The sequence below is a fragment of the Rothia sp. CCM 9418 genome (assembly GCF_048512825.1).
GTDB lineage: Bacteria > Actinomycetota > Actinomycetes > Actinomycetales > Micrococcaceae > Rothia.
Genome location: NZ_JBLXXX010000001.1, coordinates 66,131 through 85,417, shown reverse-complemented (window position 1 = coordinate 85,417; position 19,287 = coordinate 66,131). Strand labels below are relative to the sequence as shown.

The following is a 19,287-nucleotide window of genomic DNA, read 5'->3' as shown; positions in this document are numbered from 1 at the left end:
TAGGATTTAGAGAAAAGACACCTCAACGATGGATTGTGTATCTTCCTCCCCACAAGACCAGTGGCTACCGCTGATTTCTTCTGCTCGTGGTATTTTCTTTGCCCAAGAACTAGATCCCGAAAACCCCTGCTATAACACTGCCGAGGTTCTAGAATGCCCAGAAGAGATAGATATACAGTTGCTACGTCAAGGATTGCAACAGGTGTATCAAGAAAATGAAAGTTTTCGTGTACAGCTAAGAGTCTTTGACGGGAAACCTCAACAACGTCTTATATCTCTTGACGATTTTGTTGAGATCAACCCACTATTTCCTATCGTTGAGCTCTCTCAAGAATCTGGTCAAGACCTAGACGAGGAATACGTTCACGGGCATTCATCCTTGCCGGCTCCGGTTGCTCGCTGGGCTCTTCAGCTGATGCGTTTGCCTCTAGATCTCGCGGCTGGGCAGACTGTTCGTAGCCAAGGAATCTTATGGCAGGGACGTTTATGGTTGGTTCATATCTTTCATCATAGTGTTGCTGATGGTTTTGCTGTTTTTAACGCTTTAAGCCGTGTATTGAGCATTTATCGTACGTTGAGGCAAGGGCAACCGATACCTACGATAAGACGAGGTTCTTTAAAATCTCTCCTTGATGCTGATGAACAGGCACATAGTATCCAGCAGTTGCAATATAACTTCTGGGCATCAAATCCTCCGTGGAATACCCAAGAACCATACGACGAGAATGCTCAAGCGTTGCAAGGAGTCCTTTGCCAGCCTGATACTACGATTGCCGGTTATCGTGAGTCTGCTTCACCGTATCCGTGGAGGGCACGTGCTGAGTTGGAACAATGCACCGAAAAACTCTTGCTGGAGGTGAGCCAGAAATGTCGTGTTGCGTGGCCTACTGTGGTCATTGCTGGTATTGGGGCATACCTAACACGAGTGAGCTATAACCAGCATGTTTCGGTGGGTGTTCCTCAAATGAACCGGATGCTTCCTGACCAGCAACAACCATTAGCTGCTGCGTGTGCACAAATAGGCTGTACCGCAGTCAACGTGTTACCGGTGCTTGTCTCTGCCGGCTTATCGGGGACAGAACAAATACGTCAGGTTCAGCAGCAACAGCAACGCAACCAGCGTTATGCGTTCGTTCGTCAAGAAGAACTTGAACGTTTAGCTCAACGTCATCAGGGGCGTCTTTTTGGTGCACAAATTAATGTTGTTCCTTTTGATGCGTCTTTTCGGGTTCCAGAAGGAAGTGTTATCTTACATAACCTCAACGCCGGACCTGTTGATGATATGACGTTCTGTTTTCGCGGTATGCCTGGACGGGGGCAAGGTATCAGCTGCGAAATTGATGCTAACTCTGCTCTTTATAGCGTAGATGAGGTTCAACAACACCTTAGGCGCCTTATGTCTTGGCTCAAAGAATGGGCTCAGGCTATTGTTGCTGAAGATGATGAAAAAATATTGAGCGTATGCACCGCAGAAGAACTTCTTGAACTGGAAAAGTTTAATAGCACGAATCATACCATAAAGTACTGCAGCCTTTTAGAGCGTTTTCAACATCAGGTGAGAAAAACACCGGAGGCTATTGCGGTACGAGCAAGTGGGGCAATACATTGTGATGAACCGGAAGCTTTAAACTGTGATAAAGAGCTGACCTATGCGGAGCTAGATACTCAGGCACGGCTTTTTGCGTGTGCGCTCAAAGCCCATGGGGTTTTAGCCGGTGATGCTGTAGGGCTTCGTTTTCACCGTGGTATTGAACAGTATATTGCGGTATATGGTTTGCTCTATGCTGGTGCTGTATACGTACCTCTTTTACCGGAGCTACCAGCAGAACGCGTCAGCTCTATGGGGCAAGATGCTAACATCCGTTTAATCATCCAGGGGCCTCATACACCCTCTTGGGATAGTTCCTTGACACCGCCAATCCCTGATGTCCACTGGGATTGTTTGGTGGAGATAGCTTCGGAACAAAGTATATTGTCTGAGCGCTATCCTGGTGAATACTTATCTTTGGAAGATACTGCCTATATTTTGTTCACGTCTGGGTCTACAGGGCGTCCTAAAGGTGCTGCTATTTCTCATCGTGCGATTGATAACCGTCTTCGTTGGCAACAACATCAGATTCCGCTTTTTTACGGTGATGTGGTGCTACACAAGACCCCTATTTCTTTTGATGTTCATGTGTGGGAGCTGTACTGGCCGTTACAAGAAGGTGCCACCGTGCTGATTGCTGCTCCGGAAGGGCATAAAGACCCCGTATACCTTGCACGGGTTATCTGTGAACAAGACGTTACCTGCGTTCATTTTGTGCCAGCTATGCTGACTCTTTTCCTTAACTCGCCGGCTGCTTCACGTGTTCTTCAAACGTATGATTCTAAAAAACTACGGTATGTAGTATGCAGTGGTGAAGCCCTGTTAACAGAACATGTGGTGGGCACTTATCAACTATTAGGTGTTTATCCTCTTAACCTTTATGGCCCTACCGAAGCTGCCGTGGATGTGACCTATTTTGATACGGCAGAAGAACCTCAACGTCAACCTATTCCTATCGGCAAGCCGGTGTGGAACACTCATTGCTATATCGTTGATCCTACGGGCGCTATCGTACCTGCCGGTGTGACCGGCGAACTTGTACTTGCCGGAGTTCAACTCTCTCAAGGGTATTGCGGTAACGATGAAGCCAACAAACGTAGCTTTTTGACGATGCCTTCTACCGGTGAACGTTGCTATCGGACGGGAGACATTGCACAGTGGAATAAAGATGGGACGATTACCTATCGCGGTCGTAACGACGCTCAAGTCAAAATTGGTGGGCAACGTCTTGAACTAGGTGAGGTAGAGAGTGTTTTAAACGCTTCTGCTGCGGTTCGTTCGGGTATTGCTCGTATTGAATATCGTGGATCTGAACCTGTATTAGCTGCAATTTATGAGATGTCTGAACCATATGACGAAAACCTCGTTGAGGATTCTATTGGTCAAGTTCGCCATGATTGTGCTGAACATCTTGCTCCATATATGGTTCCTACTCTTTGGGCGGTGCTTCCTGAATTGCCGGTTAGCGCCAGTGGAAAAATTGATAGAAAATCTCTCATAAATGTTGATTATGGTTTGTCTCGAACAATTTCAGATGCCCCCGAATCTTTCCAAGAAGAGCAACTCTGTGATTTGTTTGCAGAAGTCCTTGGAGTAGAACAATACGGACCTCAAGAGAATTTCCTTCTTGCTGGGGGTAATTCTCTGAAAGCTTTAGAGCTGGTTGCTGTATTAGAGCGTCGTTTGGGTATGAGCTGTACGTTAGGAATGATTTTTGCTGCTCCTACGCCACGAGAGCTTTTAGCTGCTATAGGCCATGATGAACGTCGAGAGTTCTCTCACGTGTTAATACTCAGGGAAGGCGCTCGCGAGCAAATACCGTGGGTCTTTTTAGCGCCTGCTGGCGGGTTAGGATGGAGCTATTCTTCGTATGTGGCGCATTTACCAGAAGATGCTTCAGTTATTCTTTTGCAGACTCCACATTATGAGGACCCCGAATATCCTGAGCCTCAGAGCATCGAAGAATTAGCCCTATATTATGTTGGTTTGCTTGAGAGCTTGGAGCTATCGACGTTTTATCTGGTGGGCTGGTCTGTTGGCGGAACTGTTTCAGTGGATGTTGCATCTTTGGCAAGCGCTCGTGGGATGAAGGTTAAACAGTGTGTGATTCTTGATGGTTATCCTGCCCAACAATGGGCTTCTGTGGATGAACCGAGTAAAGAGGACACCTACCGTGCGTTATTACGTATGGGAGGTGTTGATACGGAAGAGTCTCCGTTGTCTTTGGGGCGGGCTGTTGAGCTTTTGAAAGGCTCTGGCTCTGCGCTAGGGCATTTGGGGGAGCGAGACCTTCAGACGTGTATTCGTACGATGAGGTATCACACTCGGTTGATGCGTTCTTCTACTCAACGTGTGTTTGAGGGCGATACCGTTGTGATTGCTGTTGCTCATGATGATCAGCCTTTCTTGGATGCTTCTGCGTGGGTGAAGCAGGCTCCTCGCGTGCGAGTTCATCATATTAAGGGTATTCATCCGTCGTTGGTTCAACCGTCTCGGGTTCAAGAGATTCTGACCTTATGCAGGAGTGATTTTTCTTAACTATCTGTCAGGTTTTTGTTCATAAAACGTCATGTATTTATTGCTGAATATTGAGGATATTCTCAGATTTTGTAGTGAGAGTGCTTTTCATGAAAAGTTGTCAGCGATGCCATCGAGGGTGAGAGGTGAAGTTCGTGAAAGTTGTTGAGTTTACGGGCTTTTGAAGCAATGGTCAATTAGGAATAAAAAATATCACCTATTTATTAAATTAGCTTGCACTCAACAGCTAAATAGGACATCCTTAATTACGGTTCTTCATGAACCCCGTAGAGGGATCTTATTCAGAAGGACAAACCGATTAAACCTTCAGGTTTTTACACCTAGTCCTCCGATGGGAATATTATGAATCTCAACAAGCGCAATCGCTTCACTACTTCTGCTTTAGTTGGTATGAGCGCGCTCTCTTTGCTTGGATCTTCTTTTGTCGTTCCAGCTCAGGCGCATGAGTCAGCACGCTCCATCAGTGTTGATGCACAACAGACCCAGGGTATTCCTGGTCAATATCAGGCCGCATACTCCAAGACTCATAACAAGATGTGGGTTACTGGTTCGTTCCTTCGTACCAACACCGTATCTACTATTGCTCGAGTTAATCCTGAGACCATGAAAATTGAAGCAGTGGCAGAACTTCCTGCTGCTCGCTCCGGCACCGGAGTTAAAGCTGGTTTCTCATACATGGGTGCTTTTGGTATCGCCGTAGATGACGTTAACAACACCGTATGGGTTACTAATACTCGTACCGATTCAATCTCTGTCTATGATCAGGACACGATGGAACTCCTCTGGACGAACTATGACGTTCTTGCCAGCGAGCCAGACATCGAACACCCACGTTCTGTCATTATTGACAACAAGCACAACAAGGCATACATCACCGGACGTTACAACGTTTGGTCTGTAGACCTTACAAGCCACGAGATTAAGAACCTCGCTATCAAACCTGAAAGCGATGTCCGTGTTCTCACCATGAACCCCACTATCGACGAGAACGCTGGTTTACTTTACGTTCCAGAGCGTTCTAGCGGAACTGTTCAGCTGATTAACTTGGATACTTTCACTCTTGCTGGTGAATTTACTGTCCATGCTGATGATCCTGATGCAGATGTTTACCCCTCTGGTGTGGCTATCGATCATTCCTTGCGTGAAATTTACATTTCTTCGCAGGGTAAAGATGGTAAGAACTCTGGCGTTACCGTCTATGATCTTGATAGCCACGCGTTCAAGAAGAGCATTCCCTTCGGTACTCGTGCATTGGGTATTGTCAACGATGAAGAGCGTGACCTCGTATACGTCGCAGACTTCGGCCAAGGCTCTGTAGGTGTTATTGACGCAGCTGCAGGAAAACTTGTTGCTGATGTCAACACCGGTGAAGAGAAGACAAACGACCTCGCTCTTGCAAACGACGGTTCTGTTTTCGCTGTCGATAAAGGAACTTACGCTGAAGGTGTTAATGTTCCGTTCGCACTTGATTTTGCGACAGGTAAGCCTGCTCCTGGCAACAAGACTATGATTCTAGGTGAAGACATCAGCATTGATGCTAACTCCTTCACTCGTTTCACTGTTGACGTCAAAACCGATGACGCAGCTGATGCTTCTCATGCAGAGAAAGACACCGTCACCAACTCTGATGGTGCTACTGTAACCGGAGTTAAGACCGCAGAAAACGGTAAGGATCTTGTCTTTAGTGGTACCGGTTGGACCACTAAAGATGGCGTAGGTTCTGTACTCGCTGCGAAGTTTGACATGGGTGGAGTAAGCGTTCTTGAACCTGTAACCAACCCTGTCAACGGAAAAGCTATTCCAAATAAGACTGTCTACGGTGTCGTTCAAGCTGGCGCTGACGGTTCTTGGACTGCAACCTTGCCGTTCCCTACCCCCGAGAACTCCACTGCTACTGCTGACGAGTGGGCTGCTGGAACTGAACATTCTGTAACCTTCTTGAGTGGTTCTCTGGCTCAGAACGATAACGGTCGTTCAGTGACCTTTGATTTCACCGTTGGTGCTCCAGCTGCTGCAATGGATTCCGAAGCTAAAGTTGTTGAGCCCACTAAGGTTGATTTCCAGGGATACCCTGAGCTAACCAAGACTACCGATAAAGACTTCACTGTTGTTTCCTTCAAGGACAACAATGACAGCGTCATCTTCCACAACGAAATTCAGTGGGTTGGCGAGCACGGTGTTGCTAAGGGATGGTCTGATGGAACTTACCGTCCTTTCGAAAACATTGATCGTGGTGCAATGGCTGCGTACATGTACCGTCTAGCTGGTTCACCTCGCTACCATGCTCCTGAAGAATCTCCTTTCAAGGACGTTCCTACCGATCACGTGTTCTATAAGGAAATTGCATGGTTGCACCAGGCCGGTATCACCACCGGTTGGGCTGATGGTACTTACCGCCCCTCTGAGCCTATCAAGCGTGACGCTATGGCAGCATTCTTCTACCGTGCGGCTGGTTCTCCTGAATTCACTGAGCCTGCTCACTCCTTCAAAGATGTTTCTAATGCAGACATCTTCCACAAGGAAATCGCATGGATGAAAGAAAACGGCATCAGCAAGGGCTGGGAAGATAACACCTACCGTCCTTATGAAAACAACAAGCGTGACGCTATGGCAGCATTCGTTTACCGTTTTGCTCAGAACGCTACTTTTGAAGCTAGCGCAAAAAAGTAAGTAGTGTTTCGTTGAGAAACTAGGAGTCTTGTTGTAGCTAAGACTCTTATCCTGAAGGGGTAGGGCACTCAAAAAATATTTTGAGTGCCCTACTTCTTTTTAAGGTTTATTCTAAGTGTCGTTAATTACAGGAATATCTTCTGGTTAAGGGCTGTCTTAGGTGAGAAAAACTGTGCTAGAGTATTCGTTTGTATGGGTTTTTATACCCAGACGTTTAACCACGGATTTTTTCGTGCCAAAGCATAATGCCGCTTTACTAGCGGGGTTCGCCCGCTTTACTAGCGGGCCCAAATGTTCCTGGCATGGATTAATCCCAGGCGTATCCGCCAACCCACATCGCAACGATGAGGGACCGGTGCGTCAAACATCCCGTAAAAATGTTCCGCAAGGCTAGTCCACAACATACCGTGCGGCTGGAACCGGCGAGACGACAGGAGAAATATGATTCAGCAGGAGTCACGACTGAAGGTCGCTGACAACACCGGTGCGAAGGAAATCCTGACCATCCGTGTTCTCGGTGGTTCTTCCCGTCGTTACGCAGGCATTGGCGACATCATTGTCGCAACCGTTAAGGACGCAATCCCTGGCGGTACCGTTAAGAAGGGCGACGTTGTTAAAGCAGTTGTCGTCCGTACCAAGAAGGAAACCCGTCGCCCAGACGGCTCCTACATTAAATTCGATGAGAACTCCGCAGTCATCATCAAGAATACTGATGGCGACCCCCGTGGTACCCGTATCTTCGGGCCAGTTGGGCGTGAGTTGCGCGATAAGAAGTTCATGAAAATTATCTCGCTTGCTCCGGAGGTGCTCTAACTCATGGCTAAGATCAAGTCCGGTGACCTCGTACAGGTCATCTCAGGTGCAGATCGCGGTAAGCAGGGTAAAGTTCTGCGCGTCTTCCCGAAGACCAACCGTGTGCTCGTTGAGGGCGTAAAAATCGTCACCAAGCACAACAAGGCAAACCCGATGACCGGTGCAGCCGGTGGAATCGAAAAGGTCGAGGCACCGATTCACGTATCTAACGTAGCAATCGTTGATCCCGAGACCAAAAAGCCGACTCGCGTTGGTTTCCGCCTCGAGACAGAAGAGCGTAATGGCAAAACTCGTACCGTTCGCGTACGTTACGCCAAGAGCTCAGGTAAGGACATCTAATGACCGAAACCAAGATTACCCCTCGCTTCAAGACTAAGTTCAACGAAGAGGTTACCCCAGCTCTGCAGGAGCAGTTCAACTACTCCAACGTGATGCAGGCTCCCAAGGTTCTTAAGGTTGTTGTAAACATGGGTGTTGGCGAAGCTGCTCGCGACGCAAAACTCATGGACGGCGCTATTCGCGACCTCACCGCAATTACCGGTCAGAAACCTCTCGTAACCCGCGCGAAGAAATCCATCGCACAGTTCAAACTGCGTGAAGGTCAGCCTATCGGCGCTCACGTCACTCTACGTGGCGACCGTATGTGGGAATTCCTCGATCGTTTGATTACTCTCGCACTGCCTCGTATCCGCGACTTCCGCGGTCTATCCGATCAGCAGTTCGACGGTAATGGTAACTACACTTTCGGTTTGACCGAACAGTCCATGTTCCACGAAATTGATCAGGACACCATCGATCGCGTCCGCGGTATGGATATCACCATTGTGACCTCCGCAAAAACTGACGACGAAGGCCGCGCATTGCTTAAAGCGCTTGGCTTCCCTTTTAAGACCAAGTAACGACTACGTTGTAGGTCCCTCCTAAAACTACAAACTTGTAGGGGAGAGGAAACCATAACGAGGAAGGGCAAGAGCCCACCATGACTATGACAGATCCTGTCGCAGATATGCTGACCCGTTTGCGTAACGCAAACTCGGCATACCACGACACCGTATCTATGCCTTACTCCAAGCTCAAAGGCCGCATTGCGGAAATTCTTAAAGCTGAAGGCTACATCGCTGAATTTCAGGTAGAAGATGCAAAGGTCGGTAAGACCCTTACTCTTAACCTCAAATTTGGCCCCTCGCGTGAACGTTCCATCGTAGGCGTTCGCCGTATTTCCAAGCCGGGTTTGCGTGTATACGCAAAATCCACCAACCTTCCTCAGGTTCACGGTGGACTCGGTATCGCAATCCTGTCCACCTCTTCAGGTCTGCTTACTGACAAGCAGGCAGCGAAGAAGGGTGTTGGCGGCGAAGTCGTCGCTTACATCTGGTAGTCGGTAAGAAGAGAAAGGAAGAAGAATGTCACGTATTGGACGTCTCCCCATCTCGGTTCCTGCCGGCGTTGAGGTAAAGATTGATGGCAACTTGGTTACCGTAAAGGGCTCTAAGGGCGAATTGTCCCGCGAGATCTCTGCACCTATCACTGTTGCTTTGGAAGACGGTGTAATCACTGTTTCCCGTCCGAATGACGAGCGCACTTCTCGCGCTCTCCATGGTCTTTCCCGCACCCTCATCAATAACATGATTGTCGGTGTAACTGAAGGCTATGCAAAGAAGCTCGAAATCGTTGGTACCGGTTACCGCGTAATGGCAAAGGGCTCCGACCTAGAATTCGCTTTGGGATACTCCCACCCGATTTCTGTGAAAGCTCCTGAAGGAATTACTTTCACCGTTGAGGGCGCGAACAAGCTGACCGTTTCTGGTATTAACAAGCAACAGGTTGGTCAGGTCGCCGCTAACATCCGCGGTCTCCGTAAGCCTGATCCTTACAAAGGCAAAGGTGTTCGCTACGAAGGCGAGCAAATCCGCCGCAAGGTCGGAAAGGCTGGTAAGTAATAATGGCTATCAAGTCAAAGGCAGCTGCGCGCAAGCGTCGTCACGTACGCGTTCGCAAGTACGTATCTGGCACCGCTGTACGTCCTCGTCTGAGCGTCACCCGTTCCACCCGTCACATGTTCGTGCAGATCATTGACGATGTTAAGGGTCACACTCTTGCATCAGCTTCCACCATGGAAACTGAATTGCGTAACGCTGAAATGGATAAAACTGCAAAAGCTAAGCGCGTTGGCGAACTCGTTGCCGAACGTGCGAAAGCAGCTGGCATCGAAGCCGTTGTCTTCGACCGCGGTGGTAACAAATACCACGGTCGTGTAGCAGCAGTGGCTGAAGGCGCACGCGAAGGAGGTCTGGCACTCTAATGAGCGAACAGACAGTAAATGAAAAGGAAACTCAGGTGACTGAAACAACCGCTGAAGCAGTTGAAACCACCGAGAACTCCTCTGCACGTGAAGAGCGCCGCGGTAACCGTGGCGAGCGTCGTGGCAACCGTGGCGAACGCCGCGGAAACCGTGGTCGTGAAGAGGAACGCGAGAAATACATCGAGCGTCTCGTAACCCTTAACCGTGTTTCTAAGGTCGTCAAGGGTGGTCGTCGCTTTAGCTTCACCGCTTTGATGGTCGTCGGTGACGGTAACGGCATGGTCGGTATCGGTTACGGTAAGGCTAAAGAAGTTCCTGCAGCGATTATTAAAGCCGTTGAGGAAGCAAAGAAGAATTTCTTCCGCATTCCTCGCGTTGATGGTCGCACCATCCCTCACCGTGTTCAAGGTGAGGCAGCAGCTGGCGTTGTTATGCTTCGCCCTGCAACAGCAGGTACCGGTATCATCGCTGGTGGTCCTGTACGCCTCGTTCTTGAAGCAGCTGGCGTTCACGATGTGCTTTCCAAGTCTTTGGGCTCCTCAAACCAGATTAACATTGTTCACGCAACTGTCGCAGCGCTCAAGCAGCTTGAAGAGCCTGCAGCTGTTGCTGCACGCCGTGGTCTTGCTCAGGATGAAGTTATTCCTAACTTCTTGCTCAAGTCCAAGTCTGATAAGGCAGGTGCGTAATGGCCGGTAAGCGAATTCAGCCCAGCGACGCTAAACTTGAGATTACTCAGATTAAGTCTTACGTCGGACAGAAGCAGAACATGCGCGATACCCTTCGTTCCCTAGGTCTTAAGCGCCCAGGCAACAAAGTTGTTCGCACTGCAGACCCCGTCACCTGCGGCATGGTTAACACCGTTGCTCACTTGGTGAAGGTTCAGGAGGTCAAATAAAGATGGCACAAGACGCTATTAAAATTCACGATCTGCGCCCCGCACCGGGTGCCCACAAAGCAAAGACCCGCGTAGGCCGCGGTGAAGGCTCAAAGGGTAAAACTGCAGGTCGCGGTACCAAAGGTACTAAGGCACGTTACCAGGTTCGTCCTGGCTTTGAAGGTGGACAGCTTCCATTGCATATGCGCCTTCCAAAGCTTCGTGGCTTCAAGAACCCTTTCCGCACTGAATACCAGGTTGTTAACTTGGATCGTCTTGCGGAACTCTTCCCCGAGGGTGGCGACGTTACCGTTGACGCACTCGTAGCTAAGGGAGCAGTTCGTAAAAACGAATTGGTTAAGGTTCTCGGCGACGGCGAACTTAACGTTAAAATCAACATCACCGTTGATAAAGCTTCCAAGTCTGCTATCGAAAAGATTGAAGCAGCTGGCGGCACCGTTACTGTTAAGTAATATAGCTTAGCTCAAAACACGAACGGCCTCGCATGATGTAGCACGCGCTACAGCATGCGAGGCCGTTCGCTCTTTAAAGTTATTCTTCGCCACATTTTCGCTGATATTAGGGCAAGTTAAGTCTTGAGATTATGTCGTTCACCCTCTAAACAAGCTAGACTAAATGAGACTGTGTACAGCATCGTGCCATGCTGAGTTTAAAGCTCAGAATAAAACGGTGCATTGACCCAACTTATATTTACAGGAGGACATGTGCTTAGCGCGTTCGGTCGGGCTTTTAAAACCCGCGATTTGCGGCGTAAGCTGCTGTTCACCCTGGGCATTATCGTAGTGTACCGTTTTGGTGTTTTCATTCCAGCACCAGGTATCTCTTACGGCAACGTTCAGCAATGTCTAGCGCTCGGTAATACTACCGGAGGCGTTTATGATGTGGTGAACCTCTTTAGCGGTGGCGCATTGCTACAGCTGTCAATTTTTGCTCTTGGCGTGATGCCTTATATTACTGCTTCTATTATTGTGCAGTTGTTGAGGGTCGTTATTCCACGCTTTGAACAACTCCATCAAGAAGGGCCACAGGGACAAACCAAACTGACCCAGTACACCCGTTATCTGACAATTGGTCTTGCCCTATTGAACGCAACCACAATTGTTACTTTGGCTCGTACTGGAACTTTGCTAGGGGAGTGCCCACTTCCTATTATTCCTGATGAGAGCCTGGCGCATATCCTTCTGATTATCATCGTTCTTACCGCAGGAACAGGCGTTATCATGTGGCTGGGTGAGCAAATCACCGAAAAAGGCGTCGGTAACGGCATGTCCTTGCTGATTTTCACCTCTATTGCAGCGCAATTTCCGACTTCCTTGGGTAGCATCGCTAAATCTCAAGGGTGGGGGGTCTTTGCCGCCATCTGTGCTATAGGATTCGTCGTCATTATCGCCGTTGTTTTCGTTGAACAATCACAGCGCCGTATCCCCGTCCAATATGCAAAGCGCATGGTTGGTCGTCGGACGGTACAAACTCGTTCAACGTATATCCCCTTGAAAGTGAATATGGCCGGCGTTATCCCGCTGATTTTCGCTTCGTCTATGCTTCTTGTTCCTGGTTTGATTGCGAATTTCAACACTCCTCGTGACGGTACTGCTCCTCCAGAATGGGTCAACTGGATTAACACCTATCTTGTTCGAGGAGATCACCCTCTTTACATGATTCTCTACTTCTTCATGATTCTAGGCTTCGCATATTTCTATGTTTCTATCACCTTCAACACCGAAGAAGTTGCCGGAAATATGAAGAAATACGGTGGCTTTATCCCCGGAGTTCGTGCAGGACGAGACACCCAAGAATATCTTTCATATGTTCTAAACCGTATTACTTTGCCAGGTGCCTTGTACTTGGCAACTATCGCGATGATTCCGCTTATTGCGTTGGTACTGTTTAACGCAAACCAGAACTTCCCATTTGGCGGTACCTCATTGCTCATCGTTATTGGCGTTGGTTTGGATACCGTGAAACAGATTGACGCTCAGCTACAACAACACAATTACAAAGGATTGCTACGATGAATCGTTTGCTCATCATTGGACCTCCCGGTGCAGGTAAAGGAACCCAAGCTGCTCGCATTGCAGAAAAGCTCAATATTCCTGCTATCTCAACCGGTGACATCTTCCGTAAAAACATTAAGGAAGAAACTCCTCTTGGAAAAGAAGCAAAAAGCTATATCGACGCTGGAAACCTCGTACCAGACTCCGTCACCAACAACATGGTGCGTGCTCGTCTAGCTGAAGAAGATGCTCGAGATGGTTTCCTTCTCGACGGATACCCTCGCAATACTGCTCAGGTGACTGAACTCGATGAGATTCTCAAAGAACTTGGGCAAGAAATTGACCAGGTACTTTTGCTCATTGCTGATAACGATGAACTCGTAGAACGTCTTCTTGGGCGCGCTGCTGAACAAGGACGCACCGACGATACGGAAGAAGTCATTCGTCACCGTCTTAAGGTATATGAGGAACAGACTGCACCCTTGCTTTCTGTCTACCGTGAGCGTTCCTTGATTCAAGAAGTAGATGGTCTTGGCGAAATTGACGATGTAACGACTCGTATTCTTGAGGCCTTGAAGAAATAACATTCTGATACGTTGTTGTGCCCCCGACATGTTCCGGGGGCACAACAGCTTAAAAGAATCATAAGTACCTGTGTTGTGTGCTGACACAGTGTTGAGGAAAGGATGTTCTGATGGGACGCATTGAATATAAAACAGACCAACAACTTCATTGGATGGCGCAAGCTGGAGTGGTTACCTCTCGTGCACTAGATGCTGCTGTTCAGGCTGCAAAAGCTGGAGTAAGTACTGCTGAACTTGACGTCGTTTTTCGGAATGTGTTGAAAGAACATAACGCTACGTCAAACTTTTTAGGGTATTACGATTACCCTGCAACTATTTGTACTTCAGTCAACGATGAGGTTGTTCACGGTATCCCAGGAGATAGGGTCTTAGCTTCTGGTGACATGATTTCTATTGACGGCGGCGCTATCGTCGTTGATCCGTACGGTAAAAAATGGAATGGTGATTCTGCTCGAACTTCTCTAATCGGAGAAGTTAGCCAAGAACGTCGGGAACTATCTGAAGTAACTCGTACCGCAATGTGGCACGGTATCGCTGCGATGGCAACAGCACGCAAAGTGGGAGAAATCGGTTTAGCCATCGAAAATTTTGTTCGTTCAGAGACAGGCGACAAATACGGAATTATTGAAGACTTTGTTGGACATGGCATCGGAACCCAAATGCATATGGCTCCCGAAGTACTGAACTATGCTGCACGAGATTTAGGCCCCCGCTTGAAGAAGGGGATGGCATTGGCTATTGAACCGATGCTTGTCACCGGTGGAATTGGTACCCGAACTCTTGCTGATGAGTGGACCATTGTTACCGCTGATGGCGGCGATGCTTGTCAATGGGAGCACAGCGTAGCTCTTCACTCTGAAGGCATTTGGGTTTTGACTGCAGAAGACGGCGGTGCTGAAGAACTTTCCAAACTTGGTGTTACCGTCAAACCTATCCCCGCTTAGCTTGCTTGAGAGAAGAACGCATCACACATTGAATCTCATCTGCCATATACGGTGAGATATGAAGAAAGATATTATGAGTACAACTCACACAAAAACTCTGGTGGAGATTTCAAATGTCCGCCCTGCTCCTGGAACCATTGCTTTACGTGCCCCACGTCGTGAGCAACCTCCTCGTCATATTGCTGATTTTGATATGAAAGGCCGTCGCGCTTTTTTAGAGGAACTTGGTTATCAACCATTTCGTGCAGCACAATTGTCAAAACATTATTTTGAACGTTTGGTGAGCGATCCTGCTTTGATGACGGATTTACCTGCTGCTAATCGTGAAAAAATGGTTTCGGAAGCAATGCCACAGCTTCTAACTCCGGTACGCACTCTTGAAGCCGATCGGGGTAATACGCTTAAAGTGGTTCATCGTCTTTTCGACGGGGCGATGGTCGAATCTGTCATTATGCGATACGAGAATCGTGTGACGATGTGTATTTCTTCGCAGGCTGGTTGCGGTATGAACTGTCCATTCTGTGCTACAGGGCAGCAAGGGCTAACTCGCAATCTTTCAACTGCAGAAATTGTTGAACAGGTGGTTGCTGGTGCTCGTTACCTCAAAGAGATGAAAGGCCTTGAACAAGCTGGTGATGGTGCTGAGGATACTCGCCCCTTACGAGTGTCGAATATCGTGTTTATGGGTATGGGCGAAGCTCTTGCAAACTATAAACGTACGATGGGTGCGGTGCATCGTTTAATCGATCCTCCTCCAGAAGGTCTTGGTATTTCTGCTCGCGGTATTACAATGTCTACCGTGGGGCTTGTGCCAGGTATGCGTAAATTTGAGATGGAGAAGCTTCCGATTACTCTTGCATTATCTTTGCACGCTCCTGATGATGAACTACGCGATGAGCTGATTCCTATTAACACTCATTGGAAGGTTGATGAGGCGTTGGACGCCGCGTACAGCTATTATCGGACTACCGGGCGCCGAATCTCTATTGAGTATGCGTTAATTCGAGATATTAATGATCAAGGATGGCGTGCTGATTTATTGGGGAAGAAGCTCGCCCAGCGAGGACGTGGCTGGGTTCATGTGAATCCTATTCCGCTGAATCCGACTCCGGGCTCAAAGTGGACAGCCTCTCGTAAAGGTGTGGAGCAGAATTTTGTGGAGCGTTTACGTGCTCATGGTATTCCAACGACGATTCGTGATACTCGCGGGTCGGATATTGACGGAGCATGCGGACAGCTAGCTGCTCAGGAATAGTTTGTGCCATGCAATATACTCAATGAGTGCAATATCACGTGAAGATTGCTCAAATGGGTTAACTTTTGAGCAGATATCCCGTACACTGGATTGTTGGTTGTCTCTACCGTTCCTCGTGTTCTGTGTGGAGATAAATCACAAGATAAGTTCAATGTCTGATGTGGATTCATCAGACACCGACGTTAGCGGAGGATATGGCCAAGAAAGACGGCGTCATTGAGATTGAAGGTTCTGTGGTCGAAGCTCTACCCAACGCGATGTTTCGTGTTGAGTTGGACAACGGACACAAAGTACTAGCTCACATCTCAGGCAAGATGCGTCAGCACTACATTCGAATCCTGCCTGAGGATCGAGTTATTGTGGAATTGTCCCCTTACGACCTCTCACGCGGTCGTATTGTCTACCGCTATAAATAAACAGCATAGTAAACGTCGCTTCGTGCGGCGTTTAACGTGCGTTAAATAGGGGATAACGTTCTCTACGTATGTAGGGAAACCTCTTATTCCGCCCAACTGTAACTGCAAATAATTGCAATCAACGCAAAGGAATGCGATGAAGGTCAAGCCGAGCGTTAAGCCGATCTGCGATAAGTGCAAAGTGATTCGCCGTAATGGCAAAGTCATGGTGATCTGCGAAAATCCGCGCCACAAGCAGCGTCAGGGCTAATCACTTAATAGCTCTGAGGAATGCTCATCCGTTTCAAAACGGGTTCATGAAATAGGCACCGCTTCTGAAAACTGAAGATATCGGTTTTTAGAATACCTCCGGACACAGAGGCCGGGGACTGGAGATAACCTCCAGGCAGTGATGCCATAGACCTCTGATATCAATAAGGAGAACAGCCAATATGGCACGTCTCGCTGGAGTCGATCTTCCCCGCGAAAAGCGCGTGGAAGTAGCTCTTACATACATTTACGGCGTGGGTAAAACCCGTGCACACGAAACACTCGAGGCTACTGGAATTAGCCCTGACGTGCGCGTTAAGGACCTGAGCGACGCTCAGCTCGTTTCGCTTCGTGACTTCATCGAAGGTAACTACAAGGTTGAAGGTGACCTCCGCCGTGAGGTTGCTGCAGATATTCGCCGCAAGGTTGAGATTGGTAGCTACCAGGGTCTGCGTCACCGCCGCGGTCTGCCCGTACATGGTCAGCGCACCAAAACTAACGCTCGTACCCGTAAGGGTCCTAAGCGTACCGTTGCTGGTAAGAAGAAGTAATAACACGTTGTTTCAGTCCATCACATCTTGTTGGACCAACGTATTCACCAAACCTTTGTAGGAGAATCAAAAATGCCTCCCAAGACTCGTGCAGCGGCACGTAAAACTAGCCGCCGCAAGGTAAGCAAGAATATTGTTGCCGGTCAGGCACATATTAAATCCACTTTTAACAACACCATTGTTTCTATTACTGATCCCTCTGGTGCAGTCATTTCATGGTCGTCTGCTGGCGAAATGGGATTCAAGGGCTCACGTAAGTCCACCCCATACGCAGCTCAGATGGCTGCTGAAACTGCTGCAAAGCGAGCTCAAGAGCATGGCGTTCGTAAGGTAGACGTTTTCGTTAAGGGTCCAGGATCCGGTCGCGAAACTGCAATTCGTTCACTTCAGGCAACTGGTCTTGAAGTTGGTTCGATTCAGGACGTTACCCCTGTCGCTCACAACGGCTGCCGTCCGCCGAAGCGTCGTCGCGTCTAATTTTTAGAAGATGCGGTTCTCCCGAGTTCTAGTGCTCGGGCGGTCGGTTTCTCATCCTAAAAGATATAGACCGATCACCGGACAGACTGCTTCGTCTGCTTCCTTATTCCCTGTTTTCCCCAACCTGTGAGCTCATATAGCGGATGCTCACTGAAAGGAAACATCGTGCTCATTGCACAGCGCCCCACTCTGAGTGAAGAGGTCGTAGCGGAAAATCGCTCACGCTTCACCATCGAACCCCTTGAACCGGGTTTCGGATACACCCTTGGTAACTCCCTTCGCCGGACGTTGCTTTCATCAATTCCAGGTGCAGCTGTAACCAGCATCCGCATCGATGGTGTTTTGCATGAATTCAGCACCGTGCCTGGTGTTACCGAAGATGTCACCGAGATTATCCTCAACATCAAAAAGCTTTCAATCTCTTCTGAGAATGACGAGCCTGTCGTCGCTTATTTGCGTAAGCAAGGTGAAGGCGAACTCACTGCAGGCGATATTGAGGTTCCAGCCGGCGTGGAAATTCACAACCCACAGTTGCACATTGCAACCTTAAACTCCAGCGCAAACTTTGATGCTGAGCTCATTATTGAACGTGGCCGTGGCTATGTTTCTGCAGCTCAGAACAAAACCGGTGATGGCGAAATCGGTCGTATTCCGGTCGATTCCATCTACTCTCCTGTGTTGAAGGTTACTTTCCGCGTTAACGCAACTCGTGTTGAGCAGCGTACCGACTTCGACTCCCTAATTTTGGACGTCGAAACCAAGGAAGCTATCGTTCCTCGTGATGCTGTGGCATCGGCAGGTAGCACTTTGGTAGAGCTCTTCGGCCTAGCCCGCGAACTTAATACTGCTGCAGAAGGTATTGAGGTTGGTCCGTCTCCTGCAGACGAATCAATGGCAGCTGATCTTGCTCTTCCGATTGAAGATTTGGAAATGTCTGTTCGTTCATATAACTGCCTCAAGCGTGAGGGCATCCACACCGTGGGTGAACTTGTTGCTCGCAGTGAAGCTGACCTTATGGACATTCGTAACTTCGGTGCAAAGTCTATCGATGAAGTCAAGGCGAAGCTCACTGAGCTTGGTCTTGCGTTGAAAGACTCACCTCCCGGTTTCGAGCTCGCTTCACGTTTGCACGACGACGACGCTTACGGCGATTTCTAATCCCGGTTCGGATACCCCTCACTACGGTGAGACGAACCTCAGGTCACAAACTTGGTTCCACACTCTTCGCAAAGGAGCGATGGAACAGTAATTCCATGGAGAAATAATTATGCCTACTCCCACTAAGGGTCCTCGCCTCGGCGGAAGCCCTACACACGAGCGCCTCATGCTCAACAACCTGTCTCAGCAGCTTTTTGAGCACAAGCGCATTACCACCACTGTTACTAAAGCAAAGCGTATGCGTCCTGTTGCAGAACGTTTGATTACTTTCGCGAAGAAAGGCGATTTGGCTGCACGCCGTCGTGTTCTACGTTCCCTCAGCGACAAATCCGTGGTTCACGAACTATTCACCGTAATCGCTCCTGCTATGGCAGAGCGTCCTGGTGGATACACTCGTATCACCAAAATCGGTAACCGTAAGGGCGACAACGCTCCTATGGCTGTTATCGAATTGGTAATGGAGCCCGTAGCCGCTGCTTCTGCTGTAGCCGAAGCAACCACAGTTGCAAAGAACTCTGCTGCTGTTGCTGAAGAAGCACCTGCACCGGTTGAGACCGAAACTGCTGCACCTGAAGCGGCAACAGATAACGGCGCTCTTCCTGCTGGCGCACATGCTCCTTTGGAAAACGGCGAAGCTCCTGAAGGCTTTGAAGTTAAAGGAAACGCTGATTCCATGAAGTATCACGTTCCTGGCTCACGCTGGTACACCAGCACTAAGGCTGAAATCTGGTTCGATTCCCCTGAGTCCGCTAAAGCTGCAGGTTACGCACCTGCAGGTGGCGAAGCAGCTCAGAAGGTTTCTGAATAATTCACCTCAAATAGCTTTTAGCTAAACTCTGCCGTCCGTAGC

At 48.8% G+C, this 19,287-nt stretch carries 21 protein-coding genes; all 21 read left to right on the top strand.

Going from position 1 to position 19,287, the window contains the following annotated elements; genetic code table 11:
* Positions 1-28 precede the first annotated feature (28 nt).
* The 21 genes from ACN083_RS00405 (at position 29) to rplQ (ending at position 19,245) form a co-directional block, all read left to right on the top strand.
* A complete protein-coding gene (locus ACN083_RS00405; protein ID WP_419100864.1) occupies positions 29-4,126 on the top strand; it encodes an amino acid adenylation domain-containing protein in 4,098 nt (1,365 codons plus the stop codon).
* A gap of 342 nt (positions 4,127-4,468) precedes the next feature.
* The gene (locus ACN083_RS00400; protein WP_419100863.1) at positions 4,469-6,796 is read left to right on the top strand and encodes an S-layer homology domain-containing protein; all 2,328 of its coding nucleotides are present in this window, start codon (positions 4,469-4,471) and stop codon (positions 6,794-6,796) included.
* Between the two features lie 441 nt (positions 6,797-7,237).
* Positions 7,238-7,609: a 50S ribosomal protein L14 gene (rplN, locus tag ACN083_RS00395; protein WP_419100862.1), complete on the top strand. Its 372-nt coding sequence runs from the start codon at positions 7,238-7,240 to the stop codon at positions 7,607-7,609.
* A gap of 3 nt (positions 7,610-7,612) precedes the next feature.
* Positions 7,613-7,948: a 50S ribosomal protein L24 gene (gene rplX, locus ACN083_RS00390; protein WP_419100861.1), complete on the top strand. Its 336-nt coding sequence runs from the start codon at positions 7,613-7,615 to the stop codon at positions 7,946-7,948.
* Positions 7,948-8,508, top strand: a complete 561-nt coding sequence (gene rplE, locus ACN083_RS00385) for a 50S ribosomal protein L5 (protein WP_419100860.1) — start codon at positions 7,948-7,950, stop codon at positions 8,506-8,508. The genes rplX and rplE overlap by 1 nt, the downstream gene beginning before the upstream one ends.
* A gap of 80 nt (positions 8,509-8,588) precedes the next feature.
* Positions 8,589-8,987, top strand: coding sequence for a 30S ribosomal protein S8 (gene rpsH, locus ACN083_RS00380; protein ID WP_419100859.1), 399 nt, complete (start codon positions 8,589-8,591; stop codon positions 8,985-8,987).
* A gap of 25 nt (positions 8,988-9,012) precedes the next feature.
* Positions 9,013-9,549, top strand: coding sequence for a 50S ribosomal protein L6 (rplF, locus tag ACN083_RS00375; RefSeq protein WP_419100858.1), 537 nt, complete (start codon positions 9,013-9,015; stop codon positions 9,547-9,549).
* A 2-nt stretch (positions 9,550-9,551) separates the two neighbouring features.
* Complete coding sequence (gene rplR, locus ACN083_RS00370; RefSeq protein WP_419100857.1) at positions 9,552-9,911, top strand: 50S ribosomal protein L18; 360 nt, start codon at positions 9,552-9,554, stop codon at positions 9,909-9,911.
* The gene (rpsE, locus tag ACN083_RS00365; protein WP_419100856.1) at positions 9,911-10,600 is read left to right on the top strand and encodes a 30S ribosomal protein S5; all 690 of its coding nucleotides are present in this window, start codon (positions 9,911-9,913) and stop codon (positions 10,598-10,600) included. Before rplR ends, rpsE begins: the two co-directional genes overlap by 1 nt.
* On the top strand, positions 10,600-10,809 hold the full coding sequence (gene rpmD, locus ACN083_RS00360; RefSeq protein WP_419100855.1) for a 50S ribosomal protein L30: 210 nt from the start codon (positions 10,600-10,602) through the stop codon (positions 10,807-10,809). The genes rpsE and rpmD overlap by 1 nt, the downstream gene beginning before the upstream one ends.
* A gap of 2 nt (positions 10,810-10,811) precedes the next feature.
* On the top strand, positions 10,812-11,261 hold the full coding sequence (rplO, locus tag ACN083_RS00355) for a 50S ribosomal protein L15 (protein ID WP_419100854.1): 450 nt from the start codon (positions 10,812-10,814) through the stop codon (positions 11,259-11,261).
* 252 nt (positions 11,262-11,513) lie between these two features.
* The gene (gene secY, locus ACN083_RS00350; protein ID WP_419100853.1) at positions 11,514-12,824 is read left to right on the top strand and encodes a preprotein translocase subunit SecY; all 1,311 of its coding nucleotides are present in this window, start codon (positions 11,514-11,516) and stop codon (positions 12,822-12,824) included.
* Entirely contained in the window at positions 12,821-13,387 is a 567-nt protein-coding gene (locus ACN083_RS00345) for an adenylate kinase (RefSeq protein WP_419100852.1), read from the top strand. The genes secY and ACN083_RS00345 overlap by 4 nt, the downstream gene beginning before the upstream one ends.
* Positions 13,388-13,497: 110 nt before the next feature.
* Positions 13,498-14,331, top strand: coding sequence for a type I methionyl aminopeptidase (gene map / locus ACN083_RS00340; RefSeq protein ID WP_419100851.1), 834 nt, complete (start codon positions 13,498-13,500; stop codon positions 14,329-14,331).
* A gap of 73 nt (positions 14,332-14,404) precedes the next feature.
* Positions 14,405-15,586 carry a 23S rRNA (adenine(2503)-C(2))-methyltransferase RlmN gene (gene rlmN / locus ACN083_RS00335; protein ID WP_419100850.1) on the top strand — a complete coding sequence of 394 codons (1,182 nt, stop codon included), beginning with the start codon at positions 14,405-14,407 and terminating at the stop codon, positions 15,584-15,586.
* A 194-nt stretch (positions 15,587-15,780) separates the two neighbouring features.
* Positions 15,781-16,002 carry a translation initiation factor IF-1 gene (infA, locus tag ACN083_RS00330; protein WP_419100849.1) on the top strand — a complete coding sequence of 74 codons (222 nt, stop codon included), beginning with the start codon at positions 15,781-15,783 and terminating at the stop codon, positions 16,000-16,002.
* Positions 16,003-16,138: 136 nt separating this feature from the next.
* The gene (rpmJ, locus tag ACN083_RS00325; protein WP_419100848.1) at positions 16,139-16,252 is read left to right on the top strand and encodes a 50S ribosomal protein L36; all 114 of its coding nucleotides are present in this window, start codon (positions 16,139-16,141) and stop codon (positions 16,250-16,252) included.
* A 181-nt stretch (positions 16,253-16,433) separates the two neighbouring features.
* On the top strand, positions 16,434-16,802 hold the full coding sequence (gene rpsM, locus ACN083_RS00320) for a 30S ribosomal protein S13 (protein WP_419100847.1): 369 nt from the start codon (positions 16,434-16,436) through the stop codon (positions 16,800-16,802).
* Between the two features lie 72 nt (positions 16,803-16,874).
* Positions 16,875-17,279, top strand: coding sequence for a 30S ribosomal protein S11 (gene rpsK / locus ACN083_RS00315; RefSeq protein WP_419100846.1), 405 nt, complete (start codon positions 16,875-16,877; stop codon positions 17,277-17,279).
* Positions 17,280-17,444: 165 nt separating this feature from the next.
* Positions 17,445-18,437 (top strand): DNA-directed RNA polymerase subunit alpha, encoded by a 993-nt coding sequence (locus ACN083_RS00310; RefSeq protein WP_419100845.1) that lies wholly within the window; start codon positions 17,445-17,447, stop codon positions 18,435-18,437.
* Between the two features lie 109 nt (positions 18,438-18,546).
* A complete protein-coding gene (rplQ, locus tag ACN083_RS00305; RefSeq protein WP_419100844.1) occupies positions 18,547-19,245 on the top strand; it encodes a 50S ribosomal protein L17 in 699 nt (232 codons plus the stop codon).
* Positions 19,246-19,287: the final 42 nt, after the last annotated feature.

What these genes read in the sequence shown, in the direction of transcription:
- rpsH (WP_419100859.1), top strand. Translation starts at nt 8,589, where the DNA reads ATGACTATGACAGATCCTGTCGCAGATATGCTGACCCGTTTGCGTAAC.
- ACN083_RS00345 (WP_419100852.1), top strand. Translation starts at nt 12,821, where the DNA reads ATGAATCGTTTGCTCATCATTGGACCTCCCGGTGCAGGTAAAGGAACC.
- rplE (WP_419100860.1), top strand. Translation starts at nt 7,948, where the DNA reads ATGACCGAAACCAAGATTACCCCTCGCTTCAAGACTAAGTTCAACGAA.
- rplN (WP_419100862.1), top strand. Translation starts at nt 7,238, where the DNA reads ATGATTCAGCAGGAGTCACGACTGAAGGTCGCTGACAACACCGGTGCG.
- rplF (WP_419100858.1), top strand. Translation starts at nt 9,013, where the DNA reads ATGTCACGTATTGGACGTCTCCCCATCTCGGTTCCTGCCGGCGTTGAG.
- ACN083_RS00405 (WP_419100864.1), top strand. Translation starts at nt 29, where the DNA reads ATGGATTGTGTATCTTCCTCCCCACAAGACCAGTGGCTACCGCTGATT.
- rpsM (WP_419100847.1), top strand. Translation starts at nt 16,434, where the DNA reads ATGGCACGTCTCGCTGGAGTCGATCTTCCCCGCGAAAAGCGCGTGGAA.
- rplX (WP_419100861.1), top strand. Translation starts at nt 7,613, where the DNA reads ATGGCTAAGATCAAGTCCGGTGACCTCGTACAGGTCATCTCAGGTGCA.
- rpmD (WP_419100855.1), top strand. Translation starts at nt 10,600, where the DNA reads ATGGCCGGTAAGCGAATTCAGCCCAGCGACGCTAAACTTGAGATTACT.
- map (WP_419100851.1), top strand. Translation starts at nt 13,498, where the DNA reads ATGGGACGCATTGAATATAAAACAGACCAACAACTTCATTGGATGGCG.
- rplQ (WP_419100844.1), top strand. Translation starts at nt 18,547, where the DNA reads ATGCCTACTCCCACTAAGGGTCCTCGCCTCGGCGGAAGCCCTACACAC.
- rplR (WP_419100857.1), top strand. Translation starts at nt 9,552, where the DNA reads ATGGCTATCAAGTCAAAGGCAGCTGCGCGCAAGCGTCGTCACGTACGC.
- rplO (WP_419100854.1), top strand. Translation starts at nt 10,812, where the DNA reads ATGGCACAAGACGCTATTAAAATTCACGATCTGCGCCCCGCACCGGGT.
- ACN083_RS00400 (WP_419100863.1), top strand. Translation starts at nt 4,469, where the DNA reads ATGAATCTCAACAAGCGCAATCGCTTCACTACTTCTGCTTTAGTTGGT.
- rpsK (WP_419100846.1), top strand. Translation starts at nt 16,875, where the DNA reads ATGCCTCCCAAGACTCGTGCAGCGGCACGTAAAACTAGCCGCCGCAAG.
- rpsE (WP_419100856.1), top strand. Translation starts at nt 9,911, where the DNA reads ATGAGCGAACAGACAGTAAATGAAAAGGAAACTCAGGTGACTGAAACA.
- rlmN (WP_419100850.1), top strand. Translation starts at nt 14,405, where the DNA reads ATGAGTACAACTCACACAAAAACTCTGGTGGAGATTTCAAATGTCCGC.
- infA (WP_419100849.1), top strand. Translation starts at nt 15,781, where the DNA reads ATGGCCAAGAAAGACGGCGTCATTGAGATTGAAGGTTCTGTGGTCGAA.
- rpmJ (WP_419100848.1), top strand. Translation starts at nt 16,139, where the DNA reads ATGAAGGTCAAGCCGAGCGTTAAGCCGATCTGCGATAAGTGCAAAGTG.